Origin of the sequence: Rhodococcus sp. 1R11 (genome assembly GCF_004563845.1) — a bacterium.
Lineage (GTDB): Bacteria > Actinomycetota > Actinomycetes > Mycobacteriales > Mycobacteriaceae > Rhodococcoides.
In genome coordinates this window covers 39,958-62,377 of record NZ_SPNG01000004.1, presented here as the reverse complement: position 1 = coordinate 62,377, position 22,420 = coordinate 39,958, and the positions used below count along the sequence as shown (strand labels likewise).

Sequence of the window (22,420 nt, the reverse complement as noted above, 5' to 3'; positions counted from 1 at the left end):
GCCACGGTACCGCCGATCGGGCAGAGCTCTGCGGACGACGCGCGCATGCGGCCCAGCCACCACGTCAGTAGATGGGTAAGCCTGGCTCGATCTGCCTGGCCCACTCCACGATTCCGCCGTCGAGGTGGGTTGCGTCGCTGAAACCGGCACCGACGAGAGCGTCGAGAACCTCCGCGGACCTGATGCCGGTTTTGCAGTACAGGACGATCGGTACCTGCTGTGGCAGTTCGGCCAACGCCGCCCCGGACAGAATTCGCCCGCGCGGTATCAGCCGAGCGCCCTCGATGCGAACGATGTCCCACTCCACCGGCTCACGCACGTCGATCAAGGCGACCTCGCGTCCGGAGTCCAACATCGCCCGTAGCTGCTCGGGGCTGATCGATGCATCGTTGGATTCGACGGCCGGCACCACCCCGCAGAAGGCGTCGTAGTCGATCAGTTCCGTGATCGGAGTTCGGTGCGGATCACGGGCCAGTCCGACGGTTCGGTAACTCATGGCCAACGCGTCGTAGATCATCAGCCGCCCCAGCAGCGTCTCGCCGATTCCGGTGATCAACTTGATGGCTTCGGTCACCATGACCGATCCGATCGAGGCGCAGAGCACTCCCAAGACGCCGCCCTCGGCGCAGGAGGGCACCATTCCCGGCGGCGGAGCCTCGGGGTACAGATCGCGATAGTTGATCCCGACGCCGCCGGGAGCTGCATCCCAGAACACCGAGACCTGCCCCTCGAACCGGTAGATCGAACCCCACACGTACGGGATACCGACCAGCGCGGCCGCGTCGTTCACGAGATATCGGGTGGCGAAGTTGTCGGTGCCGTCGAGAACGAGATCGTAATCGGCGAACAGATCTATCGCGTTGGACGAGTCGAGACGGACCCTGTGCAGCACCACGGTCACACCGTCGTTGAGTTCGAGGATCGAGTCCCGCGCGCTGTCGGCCTTCGGCCGTCCGACGTCGGACCGCCCATGGATGACTTGACGCTGGAGGTTGGACAGCTCCACGTCGTCGAATTCCACGATGCCCAGAGTTCCGATTCCGGCGGCCGCGAGGTACAGCAGCGCAGGCGAACCCAATCCGCCGGCACCGACCACGAGCACGCGGGCGTTCCGCAACCGCTTCTGGCCGTCCGTTCCGACGTCCGGAATGATCAGGTGACGGCTGTACCTGGCAACCTCCTCGGAGGTCAGTTCACCGGTGGCTTCGACCAGTGGCGGTAGGTGGACCACGCTCAGCGACGCTCCTCGACTCGACGGGGCGACCGCGGAACTGCGTTCGCCGCCTTCGAATCTAATCCGCTACTGCTCACCCGCGTGGATAGGGCCACGGGTTGAAGCGGCAGGTCTTGCCATCCATGGGCACGACTCCCTCGGGGTCGAGCCGCGCGATGTCGTCGTTGGCCGTTCCGAACGTCTGCTGCATCATCACCGGCGCCAGACCGCCGTCGGTTTCGCACGGCTGATGCTGCTGGTAGCCGATGGCGTGCCCGACCTCGTGGTTGATCTGATACTGACGGTACGAACCGATGTCTCCCTGGTAAGAGATCGCGCCGCGCACCCATCGGGGTTCGTTCAGCACGACCCGCTCGATGCCGGGGTTGTAGCAGGACACCTCGAGTTGGATGTCGTATCCACACGCCTGCCGGATGGACATCTGCGAGGTCAAGGAGATCCGAAAATCCGGATCGCCCTGGTCGATACGCCGGAATGCGAAACGGGGGTCGTTGGTCCAGCTCTTGGGGTTGGCCAATGTCTGATCCACCAGACGGCCGAACGACTCGTCGCCGCCGAAACCGACGGTGTCCACACCGTCCTCGACCTCGACGGTGTAGGTGAACACCCGCTCGGTTCCCTGGCCGACCTGCTCGGTGGTACCGGCGACGGTGTGCCAGGTTCCTGCCCCCTGCACCGCGAACGGCCCGCCGTCGGGCAACTCACCCGAGGAGATCGTTTCCGCGAAATTGCCGTCGGCCTGCGGCGGGACCCCGATGATGCCGGTTCCGGACGTATCGGAGCTCAGCGTTCCGAAACCCGGGTCCTGCGAGGTGCCCTGTGAGGCGGTGCCGACGACCGGGTCTCCGGCTCGCACGGCGTCGACGACCACCAGCGCGGTGACGGCGATCAGAATCGGTACCGCGTACGCCCGCCAACCGTAGGTGGCGGCGAACTTTCCCAGCTTGGTCTGTTTGCGCACGTCACGCTCGGGACGGCGACTGCGGTCCTTGACCTCGCGCTGCGTCGGGTCCCACTGCGCCCGCAAGGGCTGATGCGACCCGCGACCGCCCACGCCGCGTGGAAGACCGTCCGACCGCTCGTCGAACCCGCCGTCGAGGTCGCCGGACTGCACACCGCCGCGAATTCGCGGCCCGCCTCGGTCAGTCACTCGATCACGATCTCACAATCCTGCTCGCTCGCCGCTCGGCACGCCGATGCCGGGGACGGATCTATCGGGCTCTCGGTACGGCAAACACTGTACAAACAAACCATCCGATGTGATTCGACAACGCCCCTTTCCGACAAGGATCCCCCAGGATCCCAGCGGTGCCGGCGGCCACGAGTATCGTTGCGCGTGATCTGCGCTACGAGCGGTCCGAACCGTAGGCCACCCGCCGAAAGTTCACGCCGGACCGCACGTTGTCGAACCAAGACGAGCGCAGCTGTCGACGCGGATGGGAACATAATTGATGACAGATCTCGACGACCGGAGGTCCTCCGACCGTCCGGCCACCACCGGCAACCGCCGCAGCGCCAGGCTGCCGCGTGATGCCCGTCGGGCGCAACTGCTGGCTGCCGCGAGCGAAATTTTCGTGACCCGCGGCTATCACGCGTCGGGAATGGACGAGATCGCCGAATGCGCGGGCGTCAGCAAACCGGTTCTCTACCAGCACTTCCCCGGCAAACTCGAGCTGTACCTGGCGGTACTCCAGAGCTACGTCGACACCCTCATCGCCGGGGTTCGTCAGGCTCTGCGTTCGACGACGGACAACAAGCAACGCGTCCGCGCGGCGGTTCTGGCGTTCTACGATTTCGTCGACACCGACACCCAGGGTTTCCGTCTGGTCTTCGAGTCGGATCTGATGGGTGACCCTCAGGTCAACGCCCGCGTCGAGCAGGCCACCGAAGCCTGCGTCGACGCAGTCTTCGACTTGGTCGCTCACGATTCCGGACTCGATCCGTACCGGGCACGAGTGCTGGCCGTCGGCCTCGTCGGTGCCAGCCAGTTCACCGCGCGCTACTGGCTCGAAGCAGACCGGCCGATCTCGAAGGAAGACGCCGTCGACACCACGGTCTCACTGGCCTGGGGCGGTCTGTCGCACGTTCCGTTGCAGTCTCCGTAACACCAGCCGGACGGGCTTACCTGCCCACATACGCCACACGCCCCTCGTTCGAGTAGAACGAGGGGCGTGTGTGGTTACCGGCCGTGTCAGGTGGTTGCGAACCCGACCTTGCGAGGATCGGACGGGCCGATCTCGACGTACGACACCTTGGCGGCCTGGATCAAGAACTTGCGTCCCTTCTCGTCCTCCAACGACAGCACTCCGTCCTTACCTGCGAAGGCGGTCGACACCAGCGCTTCGACCTCGGCCGGGGACTGCGCACTGTTCACGACGAGTTCACGGGAACTCTCCGACACACCGATCTTGACCTCCACGGTCAACCTCCGAACTCTCGACAACTGACGCTGTTCTCGCCAGGCTAGTGCAGCCCGCGTGCCGCAGCCGCTTCCAGGCCTGTGCTGTCAGCGAACACCGCCAGTGACCGGCCCCGCCCGGTGCTCGATCGAGCCGATCAGTCCAACCCGAGCGAGGACATCCGCTCGGCATGCTGCTCTTGCATGCGATCGAACAGCGCGACGACCCCGTTGAGATCGCCGGACGCGGTGATGACGAGATCGGTGAGTGACTCGCGCTGCGCGAGCACGAACTGGGCCTGTGTGATCGCCTCGCCGAGCAGTCGACGCCCCCACAACATCAGGCGTGCCTTGTCCTGGGAGCTCGCCCGGACCCGTTCGGACACCTCGTGGACGACGAATTCCGAGTGCCCGGTCTCGGCCAACACGTCGCGGACGATCTCCGCGACGTCGGGGGCGAGGCTGTGCGCGATCTGCCGGTAGAAATCGGCGGCGATTCCGTCGCCCACATATGCCTTGACCAGCGACTCCAACCAGGTCGACGGCGTGGTGGAGGCGTGGTACTCGTCCAGTGCCCGCACGAACGGATCCATCGACGAATACACGTCGAGGCCACGGTTGGACAACGCCTGTTCCAACGTCTCGAAGTGACTCATCTCGGCGGCAGCCATACTCGCCAGCGCCACCCGCCCCTCCATCGACGGAGCCATTCGAGCGTCCTCCGCCAAGCGGTAGAACGCGGAGATCTCGCCGTAGGCGAGCACGGCGAACAAGTCGGGAACGCCCGGGTGATCGTGTGCGATCGCGGGCTCCCCCCTGTCCGGCTCGCTCGACCCGACGACGGCGGTGGATGCAACTGCGGGCGACGACGACTCCGACGAATGGGCTCCCATTCCACGAATCGTAGACCCGTGTCCGACGCCCCGTCGCGGGGCGCGTCGCACCTGCCGCGACCTGTCGACCGTGGCGAATCGGGCCGGGCAAGCTACCATGGTGTCGATCGTTGCTCGCGGACCTGTCACACGGACCGAAAGCCGATGCGGCGATCATCGATAATGTGTGCGCACCTGATCCGGGTCGCCTCGAGAGCTTCGCCGCAGCGAATGTCACAGTTCGCGGCCGCGCTGAGGCTGACGGCGACATCACATCGGATTGAGGGCATCGACTTCGGCCGGCAATAGGCCTGTGCCCTTCCTTGTGCGTACGTTCGACCACGAGGAAGGCCAGTCCCCTGAGCAAGATAGTCGTAGACCAAGAATCCGAAACCGGCGACACGACCCTGTCGGCCCAACTGGACGACACGCACGTGCCACCGACGTTCGCCGAACTGAACGTCGACGCCGACATCGTTCGTGCACTTGCCGACATGGGCATCGAGCGCACCTTCGCCATTCAGGAGCTCACGCTTCCACTGGCCATCGCAGGCGACGACCTCATCGGCCAGGCCAGGACCGGCATGGGCAAGACGTTCGGTTTCGGCGTGCCCCTTCTGCATCGTCTCGCGACGGAGAATTCGGGGACGACACCCCTCGACGGCACGCCACGCGCGCTGATCATCGTGCCGACCCGTGAGCTGTGCGTTCAGGTCAGCTCCGACCTCGAGAACGCGTCGAAGTACCTCAGCGGCGCGAACGGCCCGGTGAAGGTTCTCTCCATCTATGGCGGCCGCCCGTACGAAGCTCAGATCAGCGCGCTCCAGAACGGCGTCGACGTCGTCGTCGGCACCCCCGGCCGTCTGCTCGACCTCGCGAAACAGAACCATCTGATCCTCGGCAAAGTGGGCGTTCTGGTTCTCGACGAGGCCGACGAGATGCTCGACCTCGGGTTCCTTCCCGACATCGAACGCATCCTGGGCATGGTCCCCGACAAGCGTCAGACGATGCTGTTCTCTGCGACGATGCCCGGCCCGATCATCACGCTGGCCCGCACCTTCCTGACACAGCCGACGCACATCCGGGCCGAAGAGGCGGAGTCCTCCGCCGTCCACGATCGCACCGCCCAGCACGTCTACCGGGCGCACGCACTCGACAAGGTCGAGATGGTCGCCAAGGTGCTCAAAGCGGAAGGGCGCGGCGCGACGATGGTGTTCACTCGCACCAAGCGCACCGCGCAGAAGGTCTCCGACGAGCTCGCCGAGCGCGGTTACTCCGTCGGCGCGGTCCACGGAGATCTCGGCCAGGTCCAACGCGAGAAGGCTCTCAAGGCGTTCCGCACCGGCAAGATCGACGTGCTGATCGCCACCGACGTCGCGGCCCGGGGTATCGATATCGACGACGTCACCCACGTCATCAACTACCAGTGCCCCGAAGACGAGAAGACCTACGTCCACCGCATCGGCCGTACCGGCCGTGCGGGGCGCACCGGTATCGCCGTCACCCTCGTCGACTGGGACGACATCCCGCGCTGGCAGCTGATCGACAAGGCTCTGAACCTGGGTATGCCTGATCCGGTCGAGACCTACTCGAGCTCGCCGCATCTGTTCGCCGAGCTCGATATCCCCACCGATGCGACCGGCACCGTACGTAAGGCGGCACCCGCGCGATCCGCTGAGCAGGCCGCCGACCGGACCCCCGACGCCGACTCCGCAACCCCGTCGGCAGAGCCGTCTGCACCGAGCAAGCCGCGCCGCTCACGCAGCCGCCGGCGCACCCGCGCAGGACAGGACGGCGACCAGGCCTCGACCTCGGCCGACTCGACCAGCGCTTCCGTCTCGACCGCGAATCCCGCTGCAGCACAGGCAGAGTCGACCGATTCGTCGACTTCGGAATCGTCGACCAAGACCGCTCCGCGTCGCCGACGACGTCGCCGCACGAGCGGATCGTCCGCCGAGACCGGGCCGTCGACGGCGAGCGCGTCGGAGTAGTCTCCAGCCGTGCTGGCTCCAGAACGTAGGTCGAGAACCGATCTCGTCGTCGCGGCAGTCATCGCGGTGACGTTGATCGTGGCCGCGAGCGTCGCCTGGCTCACCGGCGACGCTCGGGGCACTACCTCCATCACTGCCGACGAGCCTCTCGCCCCGTCCGAGTCGGCCGCCTCCGTGCCCGCCACCCTGTCCGAATTGTGGCGTGCACCGAGTCCGGCGACCGATTCGGCACGTACGCCGGTTCCGGTCGTGACCGGTTCGACCGTCGTGACCGCCGACGGCGGATCGGTCGTCGGCCACGACCCCCGTTCCGGCGACCAGGCGTGGTCGTATTCGCGAGACCTACCCCTGTGCTCGGTGATCGCTTCCTGGAACACTGCCGTCTCCGTGTACCGGGACGACCGCGGTTGCTCGCAGGTGACCACGCTCGACGGATCGACGGGCGTTCGTAAGGCGCAGCGCACCTCCGATGCCGACGACGCGGTGTACCTCTCGTCCGACGGCACCTACGTGACCTCGCGAGGCGACACTCGGATGGAACTGTGGCGCTCGGACATGGTCCGCACACTCGAATTCGGGCGCGTCGATGCTCCGGTCAACCCGGGTACTCAGCCGAGAAGCGGATGCACGCTCCTGTCCACCGCGTCGTCCAATTCGCGGACGGCAGTGCTCGAACAGTGCCCGGGTGAGCCGGCCGCACGACTGTCTCTGCTCAACCCTGCCCCCAAAGATGCGAGCGAGCCCGAGGAGTACGGATCTTCGGTGGTCCCGGATCTCGTCACCTCGGCGCAGGAGCCGACATCCGGACGCGTCCTGGCTCTGACGGGAAGCCTTGTCGCGCTCTATGTTCCGGCAGCAAACGGGGCCCCTGCGCGCGTCGCGCTCTACGACGACACCGCCACGTCCATCGCCGAGTTCCCACTTCCTGCGGGCATCGACCCCGCATCTGCACCGCCCCCTTTGCCCGCGACGAAACAGGGTTCGGTGTTCACCTGGTTCACCGGATCGGGAGTACAGGCACTGAACTCCGCGGACCTGGCACCGGCGTGGTCCGTACCCGGGGCCCTCGGCAGCGGTGCCGTCATGGCCGGCAGGCTACTGCTTCCGGTGCCCGGCGCGATCGCAGTGCTCGACCCGGCCACCGGAACCGTGTTTGCCCAAATTCCGGTCGATCGCGGCAACTACGACGGGCCGGTGCAGACCTCTGTGATCGGCGATGTCGTCGTCGAGCAGCGTGGGTCCGACGTGGTCGCGCTGGGCTGATCAGGGACGGCTGATCGAGGACGGCCGAATCGGAGGAGCTACTCGGCGGGGTCGTACGTCTTCAGCTCTGCTGCGCCCTCCCAGTGGGCCAACAAGTTCTCGGCCAGCTCGCGATACGCCTGCGCGCCCTTGTTCTTTCGGCCCGACAGCACCGTTGCGCCGGATGCACTCGCCTCCGCGAAACGCACCGTCCTGGGGATCGGCGGAGCAAGGACCGGCAGCGCGTACCGGTCGGAAACATCTCCGAGCACGTCTCGGCTGTGGGTCGTCCGAGCATCGAACAGGGTGGGCAGTGCACCCAGCAGCGCAAGGTCGGGGTTGGTGATCTGCTGCACCTCGGACACCGTCCTCAGCAATTGTCCGACGCCGCGGTGAGCGAGCGTCTCGCACTGGAGCGGGACCAGAACCGATTGCGCGGCAGTGAGACCGTTGAGGGTGAGCACCCCGAGCGAGGGTGGGCAATCGATGATGACGACGTCGAAGTCTTGAAGAATCGGTGCCAGAACACGTTTGAGCGCGAACTCTCGACCGGCGCGCATCAGCAGCAGCGCCTCCGCTCCGGCGAGGTCGATCGTGGCCGGCAACAGCACGATCCCCTCTGCGGTCTCGATCAGTACGTCCTCGACCTGTGCGTCCCCGGTCAATACCTCGTGTACCGACGAGTCGAGCTTGTCCGGGTTGTGTCCGAGCGAGAACGTCAGGCATCCCTGCGGATCGAGATCGACCACCAGGACACGTCGGTCGAGAGCGTGCAGCGCGGCTGCCAGTGAGGCGACCGTGGTGGTCTTGGCCACGCCGCCCTTCTGATTCGCTACCGCGAGAATTGTCGTCACGCCCTGATCCTTGCCTAGATTCGCCGCTCGAGCGAGGTTTGTCGGTTCCGGGCGCGTCAGTGCATCACGATCGGCGGCGCGGATTCCTGAGAAACGTGTTTGGTTCGGGGCAGGAAGAACGCGGGCACGAACGTGATGACGATGAGCACCAACGCGACCATGAAGGTGGTACCGAACGCGCGCGCCGAGATGTCGAATGCTTCGAGGGGGTTCGAGGCCGTCAGCGCCGGCTTCTGTTGCGCGGTCAACACCACCGACATCAGCGCGGTGCCGATCGATCCTGCGGCCTGCTGGACGATGTTCATCAATGTCGAACCGCGAGCGACGGTTTCGTTCGTCAACGTCTGCAGCGCAGCAGTCATGATGGGCATCATCGTCGAGCCGAGCCCCAGCCCCATGACGAACAAGGCTCCGATCAGCAACGTGTACGACGTGCTGGTGCCGACCTGGGTGAACACCGCCATGCCTGCGGTGATGAGCACCATGCCCATCAGCACGATTCGTCCTGGACCGGTCTTGTCCGCGATCACTCCGGCGATAGGCATGGCGATCATCGCGCCGATACCCTGCGGTGCAAGAAGCAGCCCGGCCGACAGCGTGGATTCGCCGCGGAGCAGGAAGTAGCTGGGAAACAGCAAGCCTGCGCCCATGAACGCGACCATGAAGAAGGTGGTCGTGATGACTGCGACGGTGAGTGAGCGGTTCCGGAAGAGCCTCAGGTCGATCAACGGATGCTCGACGCGCAGAGCGTGGAAGACGAACAACACGATCAGCACCAGTCCCACGACGACCGGAACGAGCACCTTTACGGCCAGCACGGTCTCGGTTTCGACGACCGACGACGCACCGTAGAGAAACAGGGCCAGACCGGGCGAGAGCATCAGCATCCCGCGGAAGTCGAACGATTCCGACGGGGTCGGATTGTCTCGCGGAAAGATCACGATTGCGGCGATCAGCGCGAGAATGCCGATCGGCAAGTTGATGAGGAAGATCCAGTGCCAGCTCGCGGCCTCGATCAGCCACCCGCCGAGGATGGGGCCCGCGATGGGCCCGATCAGCATCGGCACGCCGAGCACGGCCATCACCCGGCCGATCCGTTCGGGGCCGGCGGCACGCGTCATGATGGTCATACCCAGCGGCATCAACATGCCTCCGCCGAGGCCCTGCAGTACCCGGAACACGATCAACGACGTGATATCCCAGGCAAAACTGCACAGCACCGAACCGAGAACGAACAGCACCAGTGCGGTGATGTACAGACGCTTGGTGCCGAAACGGTCCGCAGCCCAGCCCGTCAGCGGGATGACGGTGGCCAGCGCGAGGGTGTAGCCGGTCATCGTCCAGGCCGCATTTGCGTACGTGGTCTCGAACACGTCGGTGAACGTCCTCAAGGCCACGCTGACGACGGTGACGTCGAGAATCGACATGATCGCGCCGAGAACGACGACACCGGCGATCTTCAGCAACGCTCCGTCGAGCTTCTCCGGGGCACCGGAGGGCGCGGGCTTCTGCAAGTCGGTCATTGTTCTCCAGATCGATGAGAAGAGCTACGAGGTCAATGCAGTGAGCACACTGACGGGCAGGACTGCGTTGCCTGCGACGGTGAAGATCCAGAAGAGAATAACCGTCCGGTAGGTCTGGACTCAATCGCGTTTTCGGACACATCCACCGGTTCGGTATGACGAAGCCCACACTCGACCGGCAGGCATGATCGTGTGCATGACCAACCACGGAGCCGTCGAGGCCGGCCGAGTCGTTCTACTCCGTCACGGGGAAACCGAATGGGCCCTCGCAGGTAAGCACACCGGAAACACCGATGTTCCACTCACCGCCCACGGTGAGCAGCAGGCGGTCGAGGCCGGCTCACTGCTGACTCTGCTGAATCTGCGCGACCCGGCTGTCATCAGCAGCCCGCGCGAACGGGCCCGTCGGACAGCCGATCTCGCGGGGCTCGAGATCGATCGGACATGGGACGCGCTGTCGGAGTGGGACTACGGAGACTACGAGGGGATCACGTCGTCGGAGATCCACGAGACAGTGCCGCACTGGACCGTCTGGACGCACCCGTGCCCGGGCGGAGAGTCGATCGGCGACATCGCTGTTCGTGTCGAACTGGTGTTGTCCGTTGTTCTTCCATTGCTCGAAGGCCGGGACGTGGTGCTGGTGGGACACGGCCATTTCTCGAGAGCACTGATCGCCGGCTGGACGGAAGCGTCCATCACCGAAGGGAAGCGCTTCGCGCTGTCCCCGGCCGCCTACTCACTGCTCGGTTTCGAGCATTCCTTTCGACAGCTCATCGCCCACAATGTTCATCCCTCGATCCTCTCTGCAGCCACCGATCGCTCGATCGGTACCGACCCGACCGGAGGTCCACGATGATCCGACGCGCCACCGAACACGATGTATCCGCCATCTCCGGGCTGGTCCACGAACTGGCGGAGTACGAGAAGGCGTCCTCGTTGTGCACGGTCCGAGACGACCAACTTCGGTCGGCTCTGTTCGGTGAGAATCCGTCGGTCTTCGCGCACGTCGCCGAGCACGACGGCGTGGTCGTGGGATGCGCTCTGTGGTTCTTGAACTTCTCCACCTGGGACGGGGTCAACGGAATCTACCTGGAAGACCTCTACGTGCAGCCGGACGCACGCGGCCATGGATTCGGAACCGCACTGTTGGCAGCGTTGGCGGCCGAGTGCGAAACCAACGGCTACACGCGACTGACCTGGTCGGTGTTGGACTGGAACACCCCGTCGATCGGCTTCTACCGAGCGTTGGGCGCGCAGGCTCAGGACGAGTGGACCACATTCCGATTGACCGACGGTGCCCTGACGGACCTGGCAGCGAAAGCTTCCTAGAGACGCGGTTCGTCGTCGACGTCGCTGTACTCGGCCGCCATCCACTGCGACGAGGGTGGACTGAACAGCAGCACCAGCACGGCAACCACGACGATTCCCAGAACGACGCCGTAGACGGTTTGATATGAACCGGTGAGCAGCGACCAGACGACCGGAAGCAGCAGCAGCTGTACGACGGTTGCCAGTGCCCTCCCCCACCGTTTGCCGAGAATCAGGGCGACGCCCGCAGCGCCGACGCCGAGGCCCAGCACCCCGAACCACCCGGCCGTGCCGTATCCGTTGGCGACGGCGTTGTCGCCCTCTCCGGAGACCGCGCGCACGACGAGAACGAAGGCCGCGACCAGTGAGACGGCACCTTGTGCTGCGACGAGGACCCCGGCGGATCGAAAAGTGGCCGGTGGGGTGAGGTTCTCGGGTTGGGTGGACACGGGACCAGCCTAGGCAACCGGGAGTGGAGCCTGCGGAACGCCCCAGGGGGCGGGAGTGGAGCCTGCGGAACGACCCGGGGGGCGGGAGTGGAGCCTGCGGAACGACCCGGGCGTGCCGGTGGAGCCTGCGGAGCGACCCGGGTGGTGCCGGTGGAGTCCGCCGAGCCGCCCGGTTAGTGTTTGTTCCTGTGCGTGCGCTGCTGATCGTCAATCCCAATGCGACTTCTACGACGGCTGCAGCTCGGGATCTGTTGGCTCATGCATTGTCGAGTCGGTTGCGGGTGACGGTGGCGCAGACGACGCATCGTGATCATGCGTCGGAGTTGGCTCGTGGTGCCCGTGAGGACGGGGTGGGCCTGGTGATCGTTCACGGGGGTGACGGCACGGTGAACGAGGTCATCAACGGTTTGCTCGGGGTTCCGTTGCCGACGTCGATGCAGGCGGTGACGATCGGCGCGATTCCGCCTATTGCGGTCGTTCCCGGTGGTAGTGCGAATGTGTTCGCCCGCTCTCTCGGAATCGAGGCAGATCCGGTAGCGGCCACGAATCAGTTGATCGGTCTGCTGGACGCGCGGGCGCGGCGGACGGTCGGTCTGGGGCATTGCGACAACCGGTGGTTCACGTTCAATGCCGGGATGGGTTTGGACGCTGAAGTGTGTCGGGCCATCGATGCGAGCCGGAAGGACGGTACGCCGGTGTCGGCGACGCGTTATCTCCGGTTCTCGGTGCAGGAGTTCTTCAAGCACAAGCGTCGTCCGGCGCAGCTGACGGTGGAGGTTCCCGGTCGGGATCCGTTCGAGAACGTGCACTATGCGTTCGTGTCGAACTCGAGTCCGTGGACCTTCTTGAACGATCGTCCGGTCCATACCAATCCCGGGACCGCTTTCGATTCGGGTCTCGGTGTGTTCGCGATGCGCTCGACGGCGTTGTTCCCCACGCTGCGGGTGTCGCGTCAGCTGTTGGCCAAAGGTGCAGAACCGAAGTCTCGCAAGTTGATTCGAGTCGACGACGTCCCGAGTGTTCGAATTACGTCTGCAGAACCGATGGGGCTGCAGATGGACGGAGACTATCTGGGTGAACGCACCGAGGCGGAGTTCTTCTCGACTCCCGACGCATTGGATGTTGTCGCGCCCGTCACGTGAGACCCACTGTGACCTGCGCGCGAAGATGCTCGATGGGCAATTTCCTGCGAAATCACGAGCAATATCTGCCGAGTCGGGGTACAAAGGAGCGCAGAAGGCTAAAGCGAGCCTAACAGAGTGAGCTTGACCACGGTCACGCGCGTATCCCTTGACTTCACCTGAGTTCGTGAAAGCATTCACAAGCAACAGTGCGGAAACATTGGTTACCCACTCGTGAAACAGAAGAGAAACGAAACGGCGCTTCGGCGCCCGGTAAGGAGCAGAGGATGGACTGGCGCCACAAGGCAATTTGTCGCGATGAAGATCCGGAACTATTTTTCCCGGTGGGAAACAGTGGTCCGGCGCTCGCGCAGATCGCCGATGCCAAAGTCGTCTGTACTCGGTGCCCCGTCACCGCAGAATGCCTGTCCTGGGCACTCGAATCCGGCCAGGACGCAGGAGTATGGGGCGCAATGAGCGAAGACGAGCGCCGTGCACTCAAGCGACGCAACGCACGTACGCGCGCACGTAGCTCCGTCTAGACGCAGACACACAACACTCGGTAGGCCCGGTATCCGCTCAGCGGATACCGGGCCTTCTGCATGTCGGACTGCATAGCGGGCGCTTCCACAGATCGGGCGTTCTCACGTCACAGTGCGGCCGGTTCGTAACGCACTGTTCACGAGCGGCCCGTCAGGCTCGCGGCACCCGACGGCCCAGTGGCACTCGCAGCATGGCGTCGGTGCCACCTCCAGGAGCCGGATGCAGGCCCAGAGAACCGTTCAGTTCGACCGACACCAGAGTGCGTACGATCTGCAGCCCCAGTCCGTCCGAACGCTCCAACGAGAACCCTGCGGGCAATCCGCGACCGTCGTCGTGGATGACGACGTCGAGCCATTTCGACGAACGATCGGCACCGATGCGCACCACGCCGACCGATCCGGCGTCGAACCCGTGCTCCATCGCGTTCTGCACCAGCTCGGCCAACACCATCACCAGCGGCGTCGCCCGCTCGGCGGAGAAGACACCGAGTTGGCCGTCCCGGACCACCCGCACCCGAGGGTTGACGGTGGCGATGTCGAGCATGATCGGCACCAACCGGTCGACTATCTCGTCGAGATCCACTTCTTCGTCGACCGACATCGACAGCATCTCGTGCACCAGCGCGATGGACGTCACGCGGCGAACGGATTCGGACAACGCGGTGCGAGCTTCCTCGTTCTCGAGCCGCCGCGACTGCAGCCTCAGCAGAGCCGCCACGGTCTGCAGGTTGTTCTTCACTCGATGGTGGATTTCGCGAATCGTCGCGTCCTTGCTGAGCAGCGCACGGTCGCGTCGCTTCACCTCGGTGACGTCTCGGACGAGTACGGCTGCGCCCGCGGATCGACCGTGCGGCTGCAGTGCCAATGTGCGCACCAGAACCGTCGCGCCGCGGGCGTCCACTTCCATTCGGTGCCCGACGTTGCCGGACAGTGACGACCGGATGTGGTCGGCCACTTCTTGCGAATCGAACGGGTCGGTCACCAGAGACCGCGTCACCGACGCGAGGTCACGGCCCGACAGTTCCGTCGTCAAACCCATCCGGTGGTACGCCGACAGCGCATTGGGGCTCGCGTAATCCACCCGTCCCTCGGTATCGATGCGGATGAAGCCGTCGCCGGCCCGCGGCGACGAGTTGACGTCGGTTCGCTCCTCCGGCGTCGGAAACGTTCCCTCGCTGATCATCAGGCACAGATCGTCCGCACATTCCCGATACGCGACCTCGAGCGCACTCGGCGGCCGAAGCTGGGCCGGATTGGTGTCGCGGGTCAGCACGGCGATGACGTGCTCTCCACATCGCACGGGAATGCTCTCGCTGCGGGTCAGAACACCACCCTGCACGATCTTTCGATGTTGCAACGCGACGAGCACTTCGGGGTGCTCGGACTCGGAGATGGTCGTCCCCACGATGTCGTGGGTGAACACCGTCGGCGCGGTGGTGGGTCTGCACTGGGCGACACACAGCACGTCCGCCGACCCGTCCGAGACATCGTCGGTACCGACCCAGAGCAACACGTCCGCGAACGACAGGTCGGCCAGGAGCTGCCACTCCCCTACGACGCGCTGCAGATGGTCCACCGCGGCACCGGGCAGATCGGTGTGTTCGGCCAGCAGGTCACTGAGGGTCGACACGGGATCTCACGCAGCCGTCGGTCAGGACACCACAGCGATGAGATCGCCCTGTTGAATGACATCCCCCACTGCGACGTCCACGGACGTGACGGTGCCTGCGGTCTCGGCGAGCACGGGAATCTCCATCTTCATCGACTCCAGCACGACCAACGTGTCACCGACCTCGACGGCATCACCGCGGGCCACGACCACCTGAAACACCGTCGACACCATCTCCGCACGAACATCCTCGGACACCGGCGAACCCCTCTCTCACGACACCTCGAACCGCGGCGGGCACACACCGGAGACCATGCCCGTCACAGTAAGCCAATCACACGTGGGAGACTGTAGTGAACAAACGAGAGGAGCCCATCATGGGAAAGCGTGGACGTAAGAAGCGTGCTCGTAAGGGCAACAAGGCCAACCACGGCAAACGTCCCAACAGCTGACGTTCTGCCACCAGCCACGAAGGGCCGAGAAGCACTGCTTCTCGGCCCTTCGTCGTCGGTACGATCAGGTTATTCGGAGTCGACGCTACGGGTCAGCACCGTGCGTCGGATTTCCACGCTGAGTCGTTCGCGAAGCCCGGCGGGCGCTTGATCTCCGCCACATTTACGGGAGATCAGCCGCTTGACCTTCTCCTCGATGCCGTACGCCTCGAAGCACGATCCGCACTCGTCGATGTGCTTCTGCAACCGTTGCCTGCTGGCCTCGTCGCACTCGTTGTCCAACATGATCCATACGTCCGCGATCACGGCCGAGCAATCCAGTCGCTCGAATTCGGCGTCGGCTCCGCCGTCGCCCACAGAACCGCCGCCGATGATGTCATCGCCGGAATCACCGGTGCGCGTCACTGGACTACCTCCTGCTCGTGCCGGTCGACTGCGCCGTCCCGGTTGAATCCACGGTCGCGGGCCACACCCGCCAGCAAACCTCGAAGTTGCTTACGCCCGCGATGCAAGCGTGACATCACCGTTCCGATGGGCGTCCCCATGATCTCCGCAATTTCCTTGTACGGAAAACCCTCGACGTCGGCGTAGTACACCGCCATCCGGAATTCCTCGGGCAACGACTGCAGAGCCGCCTTGATGTCGTCGTCCGGCAGTGCATCCAGCGCTTCGACCTCGGCCGAGCGCAGTCCGGTGGACGTGTGTTCAGCGGTCGCGGCGAGCTGCCAGTCACTGATCTCGTCGGTCGGGTACTGCGCCGGCTGACGCTGCTTCTTGCGATAGGAGTTGATGTAGGTGTTGGTCAGGATTCGGTAGAGCCACGCCTTGAGGTTCGTGCCCTCACGGAACGACCGGAACGCCGAGTAGGCCTTCACGAACGTCTCCTGCACCAGGTCCTCGGCATCTGCGGGGTTGCGCGTCATCCGCAGCGCGGCACCGTACAGCTGGTCGAGCATCGGCAACGCGTCACGCTCGAAGCGTTCGGTCAGCTGGGCCTCGGTTTCGGCTGCTCGCTGCTCGGCGATCGCCTTCTCGTCCGCTTCGGTGGGAGTCCTGGCTTCTGTCACGCTGATCCCTTCGGTAGCTTCCACCGCCCAGGCTACCGCGCCCGAAGTCGGCTTCTGCGACGAGATCACCCCCTTGATCGCCAAGGGACGTCCCGCGGTCAGCACTGCCATTCGTCATTCCTTCCGCCTGCATCCGTATCTGCCCTGTCACAACACTGCCGCGCGCCGCGGTGTTCCCGTCGCAGTCGATAGAGTCCGACGAATGGCTGCGTCGACTCCCGCTCTTGCGCTGCTCACCGCACAAAAGGTGGCGCATACCGTGCACACCTACGAGCACGATTCGCGCACGCAGTCGTTCGGCAGCGAGGCCGCCGAGATTCTGGGCGAGCGCCTCGGCGTGCACCCGGAGCAGGTGTTCAAGACCCTGGTCGTCGAACGCGCAGATCGTTCGCTGGCCGTCGCGGTGGTCCCCGTCACCGGATTGCTCTCGTTGAAAGCGGCAGCAGCCGCTCTGGACACGCGGAAGGTCGCGATGGCCGACAGAGCTGCCGCCGAACGGTCGTCGGGCTACGTGTTCGGTGGAATTTCTCCGCTCGGCCAACGAAGATCCCTGCCCACCGTCATCGACGACTCGGCACTCGAGTTCGACCGTGTGCTGTGCAGCGGGGGTCGCCGTGGCCTGGAGATCGAACTCGCTCCGGCCGATCTGATTCGCCTCACGCGCGCCGTCACCGCGCCCATCGCCACACACTGACCGCCGATGAGCGAAGATGGACCGGTGAGCACTTGGACAGCCCCCGCCGCCGATGGACCCATCGACGCGACAGTCACTCTGCCCGGATCGAAGTCGATCACCAATCGCGCGCTGATCATCGCCTCGCTCGCATCCGGCCCGTCTACCGTCACCGGCGCGCTTCGCAGCCGCGACACCGACTTGATGATCCACGCTCTGGAGACACTGGGCGTGAAGGTTGCCGTCGACCACGACGACCCGACGTCTCTCCGTGTGACCCCGGGAACACTGCACGGTGGATCCGTCGAGTGCGGTCTGGCCGGAACGGTCATGCGCTTCGTCCCGCCTCTGGCCGCGCTCGCCGACGGCATTGTGTCCTTTGACGGAGACGAGCAGGCCCGCATCCGGCCCCTCGACACCATCCTCGACGCACTGCGTGCTGTGGGTGCCGACGTCGACGGCAGCGCGCTCCCTTTCACGATGCGCGGTACCGGTTCGCTGCGCGGGGGCTCCGTCGAGATCGACGCCTCGGGGTCGTCGCAGTTCGTCTCGGGCCTGATGCTCTCGGCCGCGGCGTTCGACGAGGGAATCGAGATCCATCACATCGGTAAGCCCGTCCCTTCCATGCCGCACATCGACATGACCGTGGAGATGCTGCGCCGTGCGGGCGTCCGAGTCGACACCCCGGAATCGAGCGGAGACGCCAACACCTGGCGGGTGCATCCCGGTTCGGTCACCCCCGTCGACTGGAGCATCGAGCCGGATCTCTCGAACGCCACCCCGTTCCTCGCCGCCGCCGCTGTCACCGAAGGTGTTGTGCGAGTACCGAATTGGCCTGAATCGACGACCCAACCCGGTGATGTGTTCCGCGAAATCCTCACGCAGATGGGCGCGGTGGTCGAACTTCGCGCGGGGGTGCTGACCGTCGAAGGTCCGAACACGTTGCGCGGCATCGACTTCGATCTGCACGACGTCGGCGAGTTGACCCCCACCGTCGCAGCGCTCGCCACCCTGGCCGAGGGGCCGTCCATCCTGCGTGGCATCGCTCACCTACGCGGGCACGAGACCGACCGACTCGCCGCACTGACGACCGAAATAGTTCGCCTCGGCGGGCGAGCGGTCGAAACCGACGACGGCATTCGCATCGATCCCGCACCGCTGCACGGCGGAACCTGGCACTCCTACGCCGACCACCGCATGGCCACTGCCGGCGCGATCGTCGGGCTCCGCGTCCCGGGCGTCGAGGTCGACGACATCGGCACCACCGCCAAGACTCTCCCCGGCTTCGAGAACCTGTGGGACACGATGTTGTCCGCTTCCACACCCAGCGGGGTCGGATCCTGACCGCGCGCCGCTACGACGAGTCCGACGTCCGCATCCGGCCGGGCAAGAGTTCGCGTCCGCGCACCAAGACTCGACCCGAACACAACGACGCCGAAGCCGGCATGGTGGTGTCCGTGGACCGCGGCCGCTGGGGCTGCGTACTCGACGGTGACCCGACGCGGCCGGTCGTGACGATGCGGGCCCGAGAGCTGGGTCGAACCCCGATCGTGGTGGGCGACGAGGTCGGCATCGTCGGAGATCTGTCGGGCAAGGTCGACACTCTGGCCCGAATCGTGCGCGTGGCCGAGCGGCGAACGGTGCTGCGCCGCACCGCGGACGACACCGACCCGTTCGAACGCGTCGTGGTGGCCAACGCCGACCGACTGCTCATCGTCGCAGCGCTCGCCGATCCACCTCCCCGTACCGGCTTCGTCGAGCGCGCCCTCGTCGCGGCGTACGTCGGCGGACTCGAACCGGTGCTCTGCCTGACCAAGAGCGATCTCGCTGCACCCGACGAGTTCACCGCGTCGTTCGCCGATCTGGACGTCCCCGTCGTGCTGGCCGGCCAATCCGAGGACCTGACAGAACTGACCGCCATGCTGACGAACAAGGTCACCGCGCTCATCGGGCACTCCGGTGTCGGCAAGTCGACCCTCGTCAACAGACTGGTGCCCGACGCCTATCGCGCGACCGGGGTGGTCTCGGGCGTCGGCAAGGGCCGCCACACGTCGACGCAGTCGGTGGCGCTGCCGCTACCGGGCGGAGGATGGGTGGTGGACACTCCCGGCATCCGGTCGTTCGGATTGGCGCACATCTCGCCGGAGAACGTCGTGGCAGCATTCTCCGACCTCGCCGAGACCATCGAGGACTGCCCCCGCGGATGCACTCACCTCGGTCCGCCTGCGGATCCCGAATGCGCTCTCGACACGCTCACCGGGGATGCAGCACGACGGGTGGCTGCCGTACGTCTTCTGCTGGAAGCGGTTCGAACGAACGAAGCCTGGTAGAGACCCACAGGGTCCGTACCAGGCTTCACTGCTCGAATCGGAGGCGGTCAGGCTGCCTTGCCGACCAGTCTGCGAATTCCCTTGCGCTTCTTGGTTTCTGCGATCGCGGTCCGAAGGCCACGCCGCTTTCCGGTGTCGGGGTCGACGGCGAACAGACCTGCAGGTGCCTGTTCCCATTTACGCTCGGACGCGGTTTCCGGCGCGTCGTCGCTGGTCGCCTTCAAGTACTTGTTCGGAAGCGACAGCTTGGCGATGGTTCGCCACGACAGGAAGTACTGGTGCACGATCGAACCGGTCGTGTACGGCAGGTCGTACTTCTCCGCGAGCTCGAGAACCCGAACCTTGATCTCCCGCAGACGATTGCTGGGTAGATCGGGGAACAGGTGGTGCTCGATCTGGTAGCAGAGATTGCCGCTCATGAACTCCATGACCGGACCGGCGTTGAAGTTCGCGCTGCCCAGCATCTGACGCAGGTACCACTGCCCCTGCGTTTCGCCTTCCATGTCCGACTTGGTGAACTTCTCGGCACCGTCGGGGAAGTGCCCGCAGAAGATGACGGTGTTGGTCCACACGTTGCGCATCATGTTGGCGACGATGTTCGCCGTCAGCGTGCTCTTCCAGGCAGGTCCGGTGAGCAGTGGATGCAGGACGTAGTCCTTGCCCATCTGCTTGCCGACCTTCTCGAGGACCTCGCGACGCTTCTGCTCGAATTCCTCGCGTGGGACGCGGCCCTTGGCCACCTTGCCCAGTTCCAGATGCTGCAGCGCCACGCCGTACTCGAAGAACAGCTGCAGCAACAGGTTGTAGACCGGGTTGCCGATGTTGAACGGCTTCCAACGCTGGTCGCGGGTGACGCGCAGCAGGCCGTAGCCCACGTCGTCGTCCATGCCCAACACGTTGGTGTACTTGTGGTGAATGTAGTTGTGCGTCTGCTTCCAGTGCGCCGAGGGCCCGGTGTTGTCCCACTCCCACGAGGTGGAGTGGATCTCCGGATCGTTCATCCAGTCCCACTGGCCGTGCATGACGTTGTGGCCGAGCTCCATGTTCTCGATGATCTTCGCGACCCCGAGCATGGCGGTACCGACCAGCCATGCCGGGCGGCGGCGACTGGCGAACAGGACTGCACGTCCGCCGATGTCGAGCGAGCGTTGCAGCCGAATCGTGTTCTTCACGTACCGGGCGTCGCGTTCACCACGGGACGCCTCGATGTCTCGCCGAATTGCGTCGAGCTCGTGGCCCAAAGCTTCGATATCGGCGTCGGTCAGATGCGCGTATTCCTTGATGTCCGAAATCGCCATGGGAAACAGCCTCCTGGCAGTTGTGAACACACAGCGTGCGGTAGTGAGCCGTGTGCATTTCCGTCACCTACCGTATCGTAACTTACGGTCGCGTAGGTTACGGGCGGAAATCTGTGTGACGATTCACAATCAGGCGGTGACGTCCGATCGCCGCAGTGCCTTCGCCTGACGCTTGGCTTCTTTCTTCGCATTGCGCAGCGCCACTCGCGCCTCCTGCATCGCCGAGCGCAGTCCACGACGCTGACCGGTGAGCGGGTCGATCCGAAGTGCGTGCACGGTGGGCGAATCGCCGACGCGCCAACGACGCTCCGACGACGTCTCGGGGGCGTTGTCCGAGGTCGCACGCAACCACTTGTCGGGCAACGACAGCTTGTGGATGGTCCGCAGCGCCAACAGGTACTGCTTACCGAGCGACCCTGTCGTGTACGGCAGGTCGTACTTTTCGCACAGCGCGTGCACCTTCTCGGCGATCTCCGAGTACCGATTGCTCGGCAGGTCCGGGAACATGTGATGCTCGATCTGGTAGCAGAGGTTTCCGCTCATGAACGCCATGACCGGGCCGGCCTCGAAGTTGGCACTACCGAGCATCTGCCGCAGATACCACTCGGGACGGGTCTCGTTCTCGAACTGACCCATCGTGAACTTCTCGGCTCCGTCGGGGAAGTGACCGCAGAAGATGACGGCGTAGGCCCAGAGGTTCCGCACCAGGTTGGCCGTGGCAGTGGCGGTCAACGTGGACTTCCACGCCGGGCCGGACAGGGCTGGGAAGAGGACGAAGTCCTTGCCGACCTGCTTGGCGATCTTGCGCGCAAAAGCGCGGGCCGCCGGTGACTTGAACAGGCCCTTTTCGTGTTCCCCGTCGAGCTGCTTCTGAGCGTCGTAGTCGTGCAGTGCGATGCCCCACTCGAACGTCGTCGCCAGCACGATGTTGGCGAGGGGCTGGACGAGGTTGATCGGCTTCCACGGCTCGTCGCGGGTCATCCGCAGGATGCCGAAGCCGATGTCGTCGTCCATTCCGACGATGTTGGTGTACGTGTGGTGCGAGTAGTTGTGCGCCCGTTTCCACTGCTCCGACGGTCCGGTCTGGTCCCACTCCCACGAGGTGGAGTGAATTTCCGGATCGTTCATCCAATCCCACTGGCCGTGCATCACGTTGTGGCCGAGTTCCATGTTCTCGATGATCTTGGCGACGCTGAGCATCGCGGTCCCCACGAGCCATGCCGGCCGGTACTTGCTGCCGAGTAGCACGGCGCGTCCGCCGAGCTCGAGCATGCGCTGAGCTCGAATGGTCCGGCGAATGTATGCGGCATCGCGTTCACCGCGACTGTCCTCGACGTCGCGGCGAACGGCGTCCAGTTCGCGCCCGAACGCTTCCATGTCTTCTTCGGTCAGGTGAGCGAACTCTTTGATGTCGGTGATGGCCACCGGGTCCTCCAACAGTTGTGTGCGGCGCCCGA

Annotated in this window: 23 protein-coding genes; 10 read left to right on the top strand and 13 right to left on the bottom strand. The window is 64.8% G+C overall.

What is annotated here, in order from left to right; translation table 11 throughout:
- Positions 1-64: 64 nt before the first annotated feature.
- The gene (moeZ, locus tag E4P29_RS08220; RefSeq protein WP_135043722.1) at positions 65-1,231 is read right to left on the bottom strand and encodes an adenylyltransferase/sulfurtransferase MoeZ; all 1,167 of its coding nucleotides are present in this window, start codon (positions 1,229-1,231) and stop codon (positions 65-67) included.
- A 76-nt stretch (positions 1,232-1,307) separates the two neighbouring features.
- Entirely contained in the window at positions 1,308-2,384 is a 1,077-nt protein-coding gene (locus E4P29_RS08215; RefSeq protein WP_135043719.1) for a DUF3152 domain-containing protein, read from the bottom strand.
- A gap of 301 nt (positions 2,385-2,685) precedes the next feature.
- Here E4P29_RS08215 and E4P29_RS08210 point away from each other — a divergent pair, with 301 nt between their 5' ends.
- Positions 2,686-3,339 (top strand): TetR/AcrR family transcriptional regulator, encoded by a 654-nt coding sequence (locus E4P29_RS08210; RefSeq protein ID WP_027496534.1) that lies wholly within the window; start codon positions 2,686-2,688, stop codon positions 3,337-3,339.
- An 86-nt stretch (positions 3,340-3,425) separates the two neighbouring features.
- Here the strand turns inward: E4P29_RS08210 and E4P29_RS08205 are convergent, their stop codons facing one another.
- Positions 3,426-3,653: a DUF3107 domain-containing protein gene (locus E4P29_RS08205; RefSeq protein ID WP_209205334.1), complete on the bottom strand. Its 228-nt coding sequence runs from the start codon at positions 3,651-3,653 to the stop codon at positions 3,426-3,428.
- Positions 3,654-3,790: 137 nt separating this feature from the next.
- The gene (locus tag E4P29_RS08200) at positions 3,791-4,525 is read right to left on the bottom strand and encodes a ferritin-like fold-containing protein (protein ID WP_245154219.1); all 735 of its coding nucleotides are present in this window, start codon (positions 4,523-4,525) and stop codon (positions 3,791-3,793) included.
- Between the two features lie 413 nt (positions 4,526-4,938).
- Here E4P29_RS08200 and E4P29_RS08190 point away from each other — a divergent pair, with 413 nt between their 5' ends.
- Both E4P29_RS08190 and E4P29_RS08185 read left to right on the top strand, forming a co-directional pair.
- Positions 4,939-6,495 (top strand): DEAD/DEAH box helicase, encoded by a 1,557-nt coding sequence (locus tag E4P29_RS08190; RefSeq protein WP_245154218.1) that lies wholly within the window; start codon positions 4,939-4,941, stop codon positions 6,493-6,495.
- A gap of 9 nt (positions 6,496-6,504) precedes the next feature.
- A complete protein-coding gene (locus tag E4P29_RS08185; RefSeq protein WP_135043708.1) occupies positions 6,505-7,758 on the top strand; it encodes a PQQ-binding-like beta-propeller repeat protein in 1,254 nt (417 codons plus the stop codon).
- A gap of 38 nt (positions 7,759-7,796) precedes the next feature.
- On the opposite strand, the gene E4P29_RS08180 is transcribed toward E4P29_RS08185, so the two are convergent.
- Both E4P29_RS08180 and E4P29_RS08175 read right to left on the bottom strand, forming a co-directional pair.
- Positions 7,797-8,591: an AAA family ATPase gene (locus E4P29_RS08180; protein ID WP_135043705.1), complete on the bottom strand. Its 795-nt coding sequence runs from the start codon at positions 8,589-8,591 to the stop codon at positions 7,797-7,799.
- A 56-nt stretch (positions 8,592-8,647) separates the two neighbouring features.
- Entirely contained in the window at positions 8,648-10,114 is a 1,467-nt protein-coding gene (locus E4P29_RS08175; protein ID WP_135043702.1) for a DHA2 family efflux MFS transporter permease subunit, read from the bottom strand.
- A gap of 196 nt (positions 10,115-10,310) precedes the next feature.
- Between E4P29_RS08175 and E4P29_RS08170 the strand changes: the two genes are divergently transcribed.
- Positions 10,311-10,970: an acid phosphatase gene (locus E4P29_RS08170; protein ID WP_245154217.1), complete on the top strand. Its 660-nt coding sequence runs from the start codon at positions 10,311-10,313 to the stop codon at positions 10,968-10,970.
- Complete coding sequence (locus tag E4P29_RS08165; protein WP_135043696.1) at positions 10,967-11,443, top strand: GNAT family N-acetyltransferase; 477 nt, start codon at positions 10,967-10,969, stop codon at positions 11,441-11,443. The genes E4P29_RS08170 and E4P29_RS08165 overlap by 4 nt, the downstream gene beginning before the upstream one ends.
- On the opposite strand, the gene E4P29_RS08160 is transcribed toward E4P29_RS08165, so the two are convergent.
- A complete protein-coding gene (locus E4P29_RS08160) occupies positions 11,440-11,871 on the bottom strand; it encodes a hypothetical protein (protein WP_135043693.1) in 432 nt (143 codons plus the stop codon). The genes E4P29_RS08165 and E4P29_RS08160 overlap by 4 nt on opposite strands.
- Before the next feature lie 188 nt (positions 11,872-12,059).
- On the opposite strand from E4P29_RS08160, the gene E4P29_RS08155 reads away from it, so the two are divergent.
- Together E4P29_RS08155 and E4P29_RS08150 are read left to right on the top strand one after the other, a co-directional pair.
- Positions 12,060-13,013 carry a diacylglycerol kinase family protein gene (locus E4P29_RS08155; RefSeq protein WP_027496525.1) on the top strand — a complete coding sequence of 318 codons (954 nt, stop codon included), beginning with the start codon at positions 12,060-12,062 and terminating at the stop codon, positions 13,011-13,013.
- Positions 13,014-13,279: 266 nt separating this feature from the next.
- Positions 13,280-13,534: a WhiB family transcriptional regulator gene (locus tag E4P29_RS08150; RefSeq protein ID WP_032366305.1), complete on the top strand. Its 255-nt coding sequence runs from the start codon at positions 13,280-13,282 to the stop codon at positions 13,532-13,534.
- A 151-nt stretch (positions 13,535-13,685) separates the two neighbouring features.
- Here E4P29_RS08150 and E4P29_RS08145 read toward each other — a convergent pair whose 3' ends face one another.
- The 4 genes from E4P29_RS08145 to E4P29_RS08130 all read right to left on the bottom strand — a co-directional run bounded on the left by E4P29_RS08145 (position 13,686) and on the right by E4P29_RS08130 (position 16,773).
- Entirely contained in the window at positions 13,686-15,164 is a 1,479-nt protein-coding gene (locus tag E4P29_RS08145) for a PAS domain-containing sensor histidine kinase (protein ID WP_135043690.1), read from the bottom strand.
- A gap of 21 nt (positions 15,165-15,185) precedes the next feature.
- Positions 15,186-15,401: a biotin/lipoyl-binding carrier protein gene (locus E4P29_RS08140; protein ID WP_027496523.1), complete on the bottom strand. Its 216-nt coding sequence runs from the start codon at positions 15,399-15,401 to the stop codon at positions 15,186-15,188.
- A gap of 263 nt (positions 15,402-15,664) precedes the next feature.
- Entirely contained in the window at positions 15,665-15,952 is a 288-nt protein-coding gene (gene rsrA / locus E4P29_RS08135; RefSeq protein ID WP_027496522.1) for a mycothiol system anti-sigma-R factor, read from the bottom strand.
- Positions 15,953-15,996: 44 nt separating this feature from the next.
- On the bottom strand, positions 15,997-16,773 hold the full coding sequence (locus E4P29_RS08130) for a sigma-70 family RNA polymerase sigma factor (RefSeq protein ID WP_230591196.1): 777 nt from the start codon (positions 16,771-16,773) through the stop codon (positions 15,997-15,999).
- A 91-nt stretch (positions 16,774-16,864) separates the two neighbouring features.
- Between E4P29_RS08130 and ybaK the strand changes: the two genes are divergently transcribed.
- From ybaK to rsgA, 3 genes are read left to right on the top strand one after another with little or no spacing between them, the layout of a single operon-like run.
- Complete coding sequence (gene ybaK / locus E4P29_RS08125) at positions 16,865-17,356, top strand: Cys-tRNA(Pro) deacylase (RefSeq protein WP_135043687.1); 492 nt, start codon at positions 16,865-16,867, stop codon at positions 17,354-17,356.
- 6 nt (positions 17,357-17,362) lie between these two features.
- Complete coding sequence (gene aroA / locus E4P29_RS08120) at positions 17,363-18,679, top strand: 3-phosphoshikimate 1-carboxyvinyltransferase (protein WP_135043684.1); 1,317 nt, start codon at positions 17,363-17,365, stop codon at positions 18,677-18,679.
- Positions 18,631-19,665, top strand: a complete 1,035-nt coding sequence (gene rsgA / locus E4P29_RS08115; RefSeq protein WP_209205333.1) for a ribosome small subunit-dependent GTPase A — start codon at positions 18,631-18,633, stop codon at positions 19,663-19,665. The genes aroA and rsgA overlap by 49 nt, the downstream gene beginning before the upstream one ends.
- A 47-nt stretch (positions 19,666-19,712) precedes the next feature.
- On the opposite strand, the gene E4P29_RS08110 is transcribed toward rsgA, so the two are convergent.
- Together E4P29_RS08110 and E4P29_RS08105 are read right to left on the bottom strand one after the other, a co-directional pair.
- Positions 19,713-20,963, bottom strand: coding sequence for a fatty acid desaturase (locus tag E4P29_RS08110; RefSeq protein WP_032370715.1), 1,251 nt, complete (start codon positions 20,961-20,963; stop codon positions 19,713-19,715).
- Between the two features lie 129 nt (positions 20,964-21,092).
- Entirely contained in the window at positions 21,093-22,388 is a 1,296-nt protein-coding gene (locus E4P29_RS08105; protein WP_135043681.1) for a fatty acid desaturase, read from the bottom strand.
- Positions 22,389-22,420 lie beyond the last annotated feature (32 nt).

Bases quoted from the DNA above. Each gene is read 5' to 3' on its own strand.
- E4P29_RS08110 (WP_032370715.1), bottom strand. From the start codon at position 20,963: ATGGCGATTTCGGACATCAAGGAATACGCGCATCTGACCGACGCCGAT.
- E4P29_RS08130 (WP_230591196.1), bottom strand. From the start codon at position 16,773: ATGGCAGTGCTGACCGCGGGACGTCCCTTGGCGATCAAGGGGGTGATC.
- E4P29_RS08170 (WP_245154217.1), top strand. From the start codon at position 10,311: ATGACCAACCACGGAGCCGTCGAGGCCGGCCGAGTCGTTCTACTCCGT.
- ybaK (WP_135043687.1), top strand. From the start codon at position 16,865: ATGGCTGCGTCGACTCCCGCTCTTGCGCTGCTCACCGCACAAAAGGTG.
- E4P29_RS08175 (WP_135043702.1), bottom strand. From the start codon at position 10,114: ATGACCGACTTGCAGAAGCCCGCGCCCTCCGGTGCCCCGGAGAAGCTC.
- E4P29_RS08150 (WP_032366305.1), top strand. From the start codon at position 13,280: ATGGACTGGCGCCACAAGGCAATTTGTCGCGATGAAGATCCGGAACTA.
- aroA (WP_135043684.1), top strand. From the start codon at position 17,363: ATGAGCGAAGATGGACCGGTGAGCACTTGGACAGCCCCCGCCGCCGAT.
- E4P29_RS08210 (WP_027496534.1), top strand. From the start codon at position 2,686: ATGACAGATCTCGACGACCGGAGGTCCTCCGACCGTCCGGCCACCACC.
- E4P29_RS08165 (WP_135043696.1), top strand. From the start codon at position 10,967: ATGATCCGACGCGCCACCGAACACGATGTATCCGCCATCTCCGGGCTG.
- E4P29_RS08200 (WP_245154219.1), bottom strand. From the start codon at position 4,525: ATGGGAGCCCATTCGTCGGAGTCGTCGTCGCCCGCAGTTGCATCCACC.